9 protein-coding genes are annotated in these 9,072 nt (G+C 63.9%); 6 read left to right on the forward strand and 3 right to left on the reverse strand.

The window, feature by feature from the left end:
* Together QE494_RS16145 and QE494_RS16150 are read left to right on the forward strand one after the other, a co-directional pair.
* On the forward strand, positions 1–961 hold a 961-nt coding region (locus QE494_RS16145; protein ID WP_300044935.1), incomplete at its 5' end, for a tripartite tricarboxylate transporter substrate binding protein.
* 6 nt (positions 962–967) lie between these two features.
* On the forward strand, positions 968–2,278 hold the full coding sequence (locus tag QE494_RS16150; RefSeq protein ID WP_300044937.1) for a M20 family metallopeptidase: 1,311 nt from the start codon (positions 968–970) through the stop codon (positions 2,276–2,278).
* Between the two features lie 14 nt (positions 2,279–2,292).
* Here QE494_RS16150 and arsC read toward each other — a convergent pair whose 3' ends face one another.
* Both arsC and arsB read right to left on the reverse strand, forming a co-directional pair.
* A complete protein-coding gene (gene arsC / locus QE494_RS16155; protein WP_300044939.1) occupies positions 2,293–2,718 on the reverse strand; it encodes an arsenate reductase (glutaredoxin) in 426 nt (141 codons plus the stop codon).
* Entirely contained in the window at positions 2,715–3,797 is a 1,083-nt protein-coding gene (arsB, locus tag QE494_RS16160; RefSeq protein WP_300044942.1) for an ACR3 family arsenite efflux transporter, read from the reverse strand. The genes arsC and arsB overlap by 4 nt, the downstream gene beginning before the upstream one ends.
* 43 nt (positions 3,798–3,840) lie before the next feature.
* On the opposite strand from arsB, the gene QE494_RS16165 reads away from it, so the two are divergent.
* The 4 genes from QE494_RS16165 to QE494_RS16180 all read left to right on the forward strand — a co-directional run bounded on the left by QE494_RS16165 (position 3,841) and on the right by QE494_RS16180 (position 6,907).
* Positions 3,841–4,179: a helix-turn-helix transcriptional regulator gene (locus tag QE494_RS16165; protein ID WP_300044945.1), complete on the forward strand. Its 339-nt coding sequence runs from the start codon at positions 3,841–3,843 to the stop codon at positions 4,177–4,179.
* Between the two features lie 35 nt (positions 4,180–4,214).
* Entirely contained in the window at positions 4,215–5,264 is a 1,050-nt protein-coding gene (locus QE494_RS16170) for an ArsJ-associated glyceraldehyde-3-phosphate dehydrogenase (protein ID WP_300044948.1), read from the forward strand.
* A complete protein-coding gene (arsJ, locus tag QE494_RS16175) occupies positions 5,264–6,505 on the forward strand; it encodes an organoarsenical effux MFS transporter ArsJ (protein ID WP_300044950.1) in 1,242 nt (413 codons plus the stop codon). The genes QE494_RS16170 and arsJ overlap by 1 nt, the downstream gene beginning before the upstream one ends.
* A gap of 132 nt (positions 6,506–6,637) precedes the next feature.
* Positions 6,638–6,907, forward strand: a complete 270-nt coding sequence (locus QE494_RS16180) for a PbsX family transcriptional regulator (RefSeq protein ID WP_300044953.1) — start codon at positions 6,638–6,640, stop codon at positions 6,905–6,907.
* Between the two features lie 310 nt (positions 6,908–7,217).
* Here QE494_RS16180 and QE494_RS16185 read toward each other — a convergent pair.
* On the reverse strand, positions 7,218–9,072 hold a 1,855-nt coding region (locus QE494_RS16185; RefSeq protein WP_300044956.1), incomplete at its 5' end, for a xanthine dehydrogenase family protein molybdopterin-binding subunit.

Genomic DNA, 9,072 nt, shown 5'->3' on the forward strand with positions numbered 1-9,072 from the left:
GGCTGCACTGGCCACTTTGCCCTGGATGTTGAACAGTACCTCGGCAAACGCCCAGGCCTCGGCCTGGCCCAGCCGACCGATTCGCCTTGTGGTTCCTTATCCTCCCGGCGGGGCCAGCGATATTTCCGGGCGTTTGCAGGCCGAAGTGCTGGCGAAGGCGCTCGGCACGCCGGTCGTGGTCGATAACCGCGCTGGCGCTGGCGGAACCCCGGGCACTGCTTTCGTCGCGAAATCAGCCCCGGACGGTTACACCGTCATGATGGCCAGTCCTTCCTCCCACCTGGGCGCGCCCATGTTGTTTCGGTCGGCGGGTTACGAGGGCGTCGATGACTTCACCGCCATTGCGACGTTCTCGCTGGGTACCGCGGTGGTCTGCGTGAATCCTGCGTTGCCGATCAAGAACATCCAGGAACTGATCGCTTACGCCAAAGCGAATCCGGGCAAACTCAATTTCGGGTCGGCTGGAGCGGGCGGGGCCAACCATATGCTGGGGGTGCTGTTCATGCAGCGCACCGGTACCGAATTGACTCACGTCCCTTATCGCGGTGCGGCGCAGGCCCTGGTGGATCTCATCGCCGGCAACATTCAGGTGGTGTTTGACAGCTTCTCGGGGATCATCGGCGCAATTCGTGCCGGCCAAGTACGTGCTCTAGGTGTCACGAGTGCCGCGCGCTGGCCCCTTGCGCCTGAAATGCCGACGGTGCAAGAGCAAGGTGTCGCCAACTACAACCTGCCGTCCTTCTCCGCCGTGATGGGGCCCGCCAACATGCCCGCCGACATCGTGCAACGCATGAACACCGCGATCAACGACGGGCTCAAGGACCCGGCCCTGGCGCAACGCCTGACATCCGCCGGCAACATCCCCTACCCCACATCACCACAGGAATTTGCGGCCCTCATGCGCTCGCAGCGGGAAGTCTGGCGCGAGTTGGTCCGGGTCTCTGGCGTTCAGCCGACCTGAGTGGGTATGGACGATTTTTCACAGACCCTGCTTGCAGCTGCACAGGCGCGTCGCGCCCAGAGCATTGCCTTTCTCGGCAGGTTGATCGCGGCGCAGCGCAGCGGCGAAGCGGCCGTGCAGCAATGCTTTGCAGACCACCTGGCTGAAGCAGGATGCCAGGTGGAGTCGCTCCACTACGCGCCCGCCAAAGTGCAGATGCAGCACGAGTTCGCCACAGGAGACCTTGCTGCGACAGAAGAGCGCTGCAGCCTCATTGCCCGCCTGCCAGGAGAGGGCGCGGGCCGGAGCCTGATTTTTTTCGGGCACCCCGACGGAGAGCCTGTGAAAAACGTCGAACGCTGGAAGCACGATCCGTTCGCTGCGACCCTCAGCGAAGGGCGAATCTACGGCTGGGGTGTTGCCGATGACCTCGCGGGCATCGCCATCATGGCCGAAGCGATCCAAAGCATTGTGGCCTCGGGCCTGCGGCCCCTGGGGGACGTGCTGGCTGCGAGCACGCCGTCCAAACGCCATGCGCGTGGGGTTGCAGCGGTGCTGCAACACGGACACACCGGGGACGCTGCAATTTACCTGCACCCTGCCGAAAGCGGCTTGGGCATGCAGGAGATCAAGGCCATTTGCGGCGGCCAATTGCATCTGCGCCTGACCGTGTCGGGCCAGGGCCCGGACACCCAGGAGCCTGGCCATACTGCGTTTTCGCACCTCGCGGTGAGTGCCCTCGACAAGGCCATGGTGCTCAAGGCCGCCCTTGACGACCTCGGCAACTCACGCGCCGCCCGGGTGCGCCATGCAGGCATCGAAAGTGTGGTGGGTCGCGCCACCAACATCCTGGTGGCGCACATGACCTGCGGGGATTCCCTGCGATTCACCCGAGTGCCCACCCGATGCACGATGGGCGTGTCGATTTCCTTCCCGCCTGGCGAAAGCATGGAAAGCGTTCAGCAGGAAATCATGGACTGCCTGGCTTCGTGTGAGCAGCAGGATGTCTGGTTGCGCGATCACCCCCCCGTGATCGAGTGGCTCGCTGGCGTCACGGGCGCCGAACTACCGGCCGAGTCACCCTTGTTCGACGCTGTCAGTGCGGCGGTCACGCAGGTCACGGGGTTGACGCCCTTCGTCAATGCCATGCATACCTCCTCGGACATCCGCGTGCCGATGGTGCAAAAAGGGATACCCACCGTCGGTCTTGGCCCGCTCTGCGGCGACTTGAGTCAGAACGGAAGTCATGACGAGTGGGTGGACGTGGAAGATTATTTGCGCGCCATCGCCGTCGCCGCAGACAGCGCGCTGCGCTGGTGCGGCGCGGTACGCGTTTGACCCGCTCCGGCGCTTCACGGCCGGGGGCGGCGTACCCCGTTGTCCACGATGCGTTCGCCATCCTCTTTGGTGAAGGGCGGCAGGGGTCCGACCGGCAGGATTTCCAGCACGGTTTCTGAGGGGCGGCACAGCTTGGTGCCCAGCGACGTCACCACCAGGGGACGGTTCATCAGGATGGGGTAGTGCCCGATGAAATCCAGCAACTGCTCATCGGTCCACTTGGCATCGGCGAGTCCAAGTTCTGCATAGGGCGTCCCCTTTTCCCGGAGCAAGGCGCGCAGTGGCTGGCCGGTGGCGGCTACCAGGGCTCGTAACTCGTCTTTGGAGGGCGGCGTCTTGAGGTACTCAATGACGGTGGGCTCGAGGCCTGCGTGGCGAATCAGCGCGTGTACGTTGCGTGATGTGCCGCAGGCGGGGTTGTGATAGATCGTGACCGTCATGCGCGGACTCCTTGGCTGGACTGCTCGTACCAGCCCTGGCTTCGGTTCACGACCGCCACCACGGCCAGCATCACTGGCACTTCAATCAGCACCCCCACCACCGTGGCCAACGCAGCGCCCGACTGGAAACCAAACAGACTGATGGCAGTGGCGACTGCCAGCTCGAAGAAGTTGCTGGCCCCAATGAGCGCCGAAGGACCAGCCACGCAGTGCTGCACACCCAGCTTGCGATTGAGCCAGTAGGCCAAGCCAGAATTCAGAACCACCTGAATCAAGATCGGAACCGCCAGCAGCGCAATCACCAAAGGCTGCGCCAGAATCGCCTCGCCCTGAAACCCGAACAGCAGCACCAGCGTGGCCAGCAAGGCCGATATGGAGAAGGGGCCAAGGCGGGCTGCCACCGCCTCGAAATGCGCCCTGCCGCGCGGGTGCAAGGCCTTGCGCCAGAGTTGGGCCAGGATGACGGGCACCACGATGCACAGGCCCACGGACGTGACCAAGGTGTCCCAGGGCACGGCGATAGACGACAACCCCAGCAGCAGGGCCACCAGGGGCGCGAAGGCCACGACCATGATGCTGTCGTTGAGCGCCACTTGCGAGAGGGTGAAGTACGGGTCGCCCTTGCACAGCTGGCTCCACACAAACACCATGGCCGTGCAGGGTGCCGCGGCCAGCAAGATCAGGCCGGCGATGTAGCTGTCGATCTGGTCGGCCGGCAGCCAGGGCGCGAACACCTGGCGGATGAAGATCCAGCCGAGCACCGCCATCGAGAAGGGCTTGACGGCCCAGTTCACAAACAAGGTGACGCCGATGCCGCGCGCATGCGCCCTGACCTGCCCCAGGGCTGCGAAGTCGATCTTCAGCAGCATCGGAATGATCATCACCCAGATCAGCAAGCCGACGGGCAAATTGACCTGGGCCACCTCCAGGGCGGCAACCGCCTTGAAGGCACCCGGCAGCCACTGCCCCAGCGCGACGCCCGCCACGATGCACAGGGCTACCCACAAGGTGAGGTAGCGCTCGAAGAAGCTGATTGCCGGCCTTGCGGCAAAAGAAGAGGGATCGGCAAGGTCAGTCATGCGGAGTCCGGGTAAAGATCAATTATTCAATTATGATTGAACTATGAATGAAAAAACCGCCGTTGTCGCACTTGCTGCCTTGGCCCAGGAAACGCGTCTTCGGATCTTTCGGGCGCTGATCGGCGCAGGCCCGGAGGGACTGACGCCCTCGGCGCTCGCGGCGATGCTCGGGCTCGCCGGGTCGAACTTGTCCTTTCACTTGAAGGAGTTGGGGCGCTCGGACTTGGTCACCGTCGAGCGGGACGGACGGCAGTTGTTCTATCGACCCAATCTTGCCCATATGAATGGACTGGTGGGCTACCTGGTCGACCACTGCTGCCAGGGTGAAGACTGCTCCCCCTCTCCCAAGGGCGCCAAACAATGCGGCGCCCCCACGTGCTGATCAGAAATCATAGAAATCACATTGAAGGAACAAAGATGAAAGTTGGAATCAATGGCATGGGCCGAGTGGGTCGGCTGGCACTGCGCGCCGCCTTTGGCGCGATCGACCGGCCCGACCACGACCCGCGTGCAGACAACCGGCTGGAGGTCGTGCACCTCAACGAAATCAAAGGCGGTGCGGCCGCAACGGCCCATCTGGTCACCTTCGATTCGGTGCAGGGTCGCTGGAGGGCCGATATCGCGGCCGATGGCGAGGAGGCCATCCGCATCGGCGATCGACATCTTTCGTTCAGTTCACACGCCACCAGCGCCGACATTCCCTGGGGCGATCTGGGGGTGGACCTGGTGCTGGAGTGCACGGGCAAGTTCCTCACCCCCGAGACCCTGCAGGGTCACCTGGACCGCGGTGCCAAGCGGGTGATCGTCGCCGCGCCGGTGAAGGTGGGCAATGTGCTCAACATCGTGATGGGCGTGAATGACCACCTGTACGACCCGGCTAGAGACCGCATCGTGACGGCGGCGTCCTGCACCACCAACTGCCTGGCACCTGTCGTCAAGGTGGTCCATGAGGCCATCGGCATTCGCCACGGCCAGATCACCACGCTGCACGACCCGACCAACACCAATGTGGTGGTGGACGCCCCGCACAAGGACCTGCGCCGCGCGCGCAGCGCCATGATCAACTTGGCGCCCACCACCACCGGCAGCGCCACAGCCATTGCGCTCATCTACCCTGAACTCAAAGGCAAACTCAATGGCCACGCGGTGCGGGTGCCGGCGCTCAATGCCTCTCTCACGGACTGCGTCTTTGAGTTGCAGCGCGCCACCACGGCCGACGAAGTCAACGCCCTTTTCAAGGCGGCAGCCCAGCCCGGATCGCCCCTGGCGGGCATCCTGGGCTACGAGGAGCGCCCGCTGGTCAGCTCTGACTATGCGCGGGACACCCGCAGCGCCATCGTCGATGCGCTGTCGACGATGGTGACCGATGGCACGCTGCTCAAGGTCTACGCCTGGTACGACAATGAAATGGGCTATGCCACCCGCATGGTGGATCTGGCCTGCCATATTGAGCAATCGGGACTTTGATGAACCAGGCTGAACGGAACTACGCCATCGTCACGGCGTCTTACTGGGGGTTCACGCTCACCGACGGCGCGCTGCGCATGCTGGTGTTGCTGCACTTTTATAGCCTCGGTTACTCCCCGTTCACCCTGGCCTTTCTTTTCCTGCTGTACGAAGCAGCGGGTGTGCTGGCCAATTTGATTGGCGGCTGGTTGGCCACGCGCTATGGCATCGCTCGCATGCTGACCGTGGGCCTGGTCACGCAGATCAGCGGCTTTACCCTGCTGTCCTTCCTCGACCCCAACTGGACACCCGCCATGTCCGTGGCCTGGGTCGTGCTGTCTCAAGGGGTGTGCGGCGTCGCCAAGGACCTGACCAAGACGGCCAGCAAGTCGGCCATCAAGGTGACGCAAGCCCAAGCCAAGGACCAAGGCGCCGGCCAACTGTTCAAGTGGGTAGCCTGGTTCACCGGCAGCAAGAACGCCATGAAAGGGGTGGGCTTTTTCCTGGGCGGCCTGATGCTCCAGACGCTGGGATTTCAGGGCTCGCTCTGGTCCATGGCCGGACTGCTGGCGCTGGTACTGGTGGGCGTGGTGACCTCCCTGCCGCCCATGATGGGCAAGAGCAAGGCATCCAAGTCCGCCAAGGAGTTGTTTGCCAAGAACGCAGGCATCAACGGCCTGGCGGCTGCGCGGGTGGCACTGTTCGGTGCGCGTGACGTGTGGTTTGTAGTGGGCGTGCCTGTTTTCCTGTACTCAGTAGGCTGGACCTTCTCCATGGTGAGCGGCTTCGTGGCGGCGTGGACCATCGGCTACGGCCTGGTGCAGGCACTGGCGCCCAACATCGTGAAGCGCAGCGAAGATGGTCTGACCCGCGAGGTACCGGCCGCACGCTGGTGGTCGGCCATCCTGGCCGTGGTGCCCCTGGCCTTGGCTGCTGCGGTGGTGGCCCAGGTGCCTCACCTCGAGTGGGTCGTTGTGGCAGGCCTGGGGCTGTTTGGCTTTGCCTTCGCCGTTAATTCGTCTGTGCACTCCTACCTGGTGCTGGCGTATGCCGGATCTGAAAAGGCCGCCGAGGACGTGGGTTTTTACTACGCCGCCAACGCACTCGGGCGCTTCTTTGGAACGCTGCTATCGGGCTTGCTTTATCAGTGGGGAGGCTTGCTGTACGCGCTGCTGGGGTCTGCGGCCATGCTGGCGATCTGCTGGCTGGTCACGCTCAAATTGCCAGTGCAAAGGTCTGCCCCCCTCGGCTCGAGCGCCTGAGAAAAAGACCGTCACTGACTCGCCCGGTTTCAGACCCTCTGTTGTGGGTGGGGTCCCGACTTCGAACACCTGCGCGTCGCTTGTTCAGCTTAGCGACCGGCACTTGCGCGCTGGCGAGATGGAATCCAACATGTGAACACTTTGGACGAGCCTCAAGCCATGGAAACTGTGATTCGCAAATGGGGTAACAGTCCCGCTCTGCTCCTGCCTACCTCTGTCTTGAAAGAGGCAGGTTATCAACTCGGGCAAAAGGTGGATCTTGTCGTCTCGCGAGGTCGGATCATCATCCAAACTGCAAAGAAGGTCGAATACGACATTGACGCTTTGGTCAATGGCATCCATGCCAGCAAAGTACACGATGAAGTCACCTCCGGTCCACCGGTTGGCAAAGAAGCCCTTTGACCCCGCCGCGTGCCAATGTCCCTGATGCGCGCGACGTCGTGTGGCTGGAATTCGATCTACAGGCGGGGCATGAGAAGACGGGTCAGCAGCCTGACTTCTTCATCAGCCGGGCCGACCACAACTGCAAAACAGGCTCGACGCACCACCGCGGGTCCGCAGTGGCCAGCGCAGGGCAGCTATCGCTGGGGTCAGCTCTCACCCGGGCGGCGTCGATCAGCACCGTGCCGGGAACACCCGGCACGGCCACCACGCGTGTGACACTCAGCAAACCTGATCGCGCGCAGGGCTGCTAAGAGCCCCACCAGCGGGCTCAGGCCTTGAGCCCCTCTAGCACGCGGTCCGGCGTGAGAGGCAGGCGCCGATAGCGCACACCAACAGCATCAAAAACCGCATTGGCCAGCGCTGCGCCCGTGGGCCCCTGCGAGGCCTCACCCGTGCCCAGGAACGGCGCCCCGGGACGGTCGATCAGCACCACCTCGATCGGCGGGACCTCCGAGAAGGTGAGGATGGGGTAGCTGGCCCAGTCGGCGGACAGGACCTGCGTGTCGTTCATCTGGACTTCCTCTTTGAGGGTCCAGGACAGTGACTGAATCAGGCCGCCTTCGATCTGGTTGCTCACGCCGTCCGGGTTGACGATGTGGCCGCTGTCGGCACTGGCGACCGCCCGCAGAACGCGGATGCGGCCATTTTGCCGATTGACCTCCACCTCCAGAGCCACCGCGCAATAGCCGGCAATGTTCTTGTACTTGGCAAAACCGATGCCGCGCCCACGCCCAGGCTGCTTGCGCCAGGACGACCAGCCAAAGGCCTCTGCCGCCTTGGCGATTGCGTCACGCGCGCGCGGGTCCTTCATGTGGCGCAGGCGGTATTCCACCGGGTCCGCCTTGGCTGCATGGGCCAGCTCGTCGATGAAGCACTCGATGGCGAACACGTTGGCATAAGCGCCCAGACCGCGGGTCGAGGACACACGCAGCGGCATCTCGGTGATGAAGTTCGTGAGAACCTCCTGGCCCGGGAAGTCGTAGAGCGCGATTCCATTGCGGTCGGCCGCGAAATTGGGCGCGCCGCCGTTTTGCGGCTTGGGCTGGGTGAACGGCTTTTCGAGGTAAAGCGCAGGCAAGAGGTTGCCGGGCTGACCGCTGGGCCGGGTGCCATGCGGCGTAGAAAAAATGGTGAGCTTCCAATCCTGGATATTGCCCTGCGCGTCCAGGCTGGCCGAGGTCTTCATGACCATGGCCGACCCGTAGGGCTCCCACAGATGCTCCTGCTCGCGGGTGTACTGCAAGCGCACCGGCCGCCCGGGGACGGCCGCTGCCAACAAAGCGACATCGGCGGCCGCATCGTCGGCCATGTTGTGCCCGTAGCAGCCGGCTCCCTGCACGTGCTGCAGGCGCACCTTGTCCAGGGGCATATCGAGCATGCGGGAGATCGCCGCACGGGTCTCGAAGACCGACTGGCTGTGCGTCTGCACGATCAGCACCCCGTCGGCACCCATCGTGCCCAAAGCAGCCGAGGTACCGATGGAGGCGTGCATCTGGTAGGGCCGGTAGTAGGCGGCCTCCAGGGTGCGGGTGGTTGCCGTGCCATTGGTGCGGGGCTTCTTGAGGGTTTCAATCACCCGGTCAGGCTTGGTGGCCTCCAGCCAGGCCGGCATGGCCTGGGTGCCCGGCAGACGCTTGGGCACATTCCACTGGCAACTGTCACCCAGCGCGCGGGCCGCGGCGTGCGCCTGTGCCTCGCGGCGTGCAACCACCCCCAGGAAGCTGCCGTTTCTGATCACTTTGACCACACCAGGCATGCGCTCGGCGACTGCCAGGTCCACAGCGGTCAGCGACGCGCCGTACGTGGGCGGACGCACGACAGCGCCATAGACCATGCCGGCCGGCCGCAGCTCCTGCACGAAGATGGATTGCCCCAGCACTTTGGCGGGCAGGTCCAGCCGTGGGACTGAGCGGCCGATGTAGCGGTGCTCGGTTGCGGGCTTGGGTTTGGCAAGTCCAATGGCTTCACGATCCAGGGCCTGTCCCAGGACCAGATCCCAAGAGCTCACCTGCGCGTTGCCACTGCCCTGAACGACACCGTCGACCACCTTGAGGCCGGCCATGCCCTGACCCAGGCGCGTGGCGGCCAGATCGAGCAGGATGGCGCGCACTTCAGCCGAGGCT

Source organism: Ramlibacter sp. (assembly GCF_029866045.1).
Taxonomy (GTDB): domain Bacteria; phylum Pseudomonadota; class Gammaproteobacteria; order Burkholderiales; family Burkholderiaceae_C; genus Ramlibacter.

Coding starts and splice junctions, on each gene's coding strand:
- arsC (WP_300044939.1), bottom strand. CDS start 2,718: ATGACGGTCACGATCTATCACAACCCCGCCTGCGGCACATCACGCAAC.
- arsB (WP_300044942.1), bottom strand. CDS start 3,797: ATGACTGACCTTGCCGATCCCTCTTCTTTTGCCGCAAGGCCGGCAATC.
- arsJ (WP_300044950.1), top strand. CDS start 5,264: ATGAACCAGGCTGAACGGAACTACGCCATCGTCACGGCGTCTTACTGG.
- QE494_RS16165 (WP_300044945.1), top strand. CDS start 3,841: ATGAATGAAAAAACCGCCGTTGTCGCACTTGCTGCCTTGGCCCAGGAA.
- QE494_RS16170 (WP_300044948.1), top strand. CDS start 4,215: ATGAAAGTTGGAATCAATGGCATGGGCCGAGTGGGTCGGCTGGCACTG.
- QE494_RS16150 (WP_300044937.1), top strand. CDS start 968: ATGGACGATTTTTCACAGACCCTGCTTGCAGCTGCACAGGCGCGTCGC.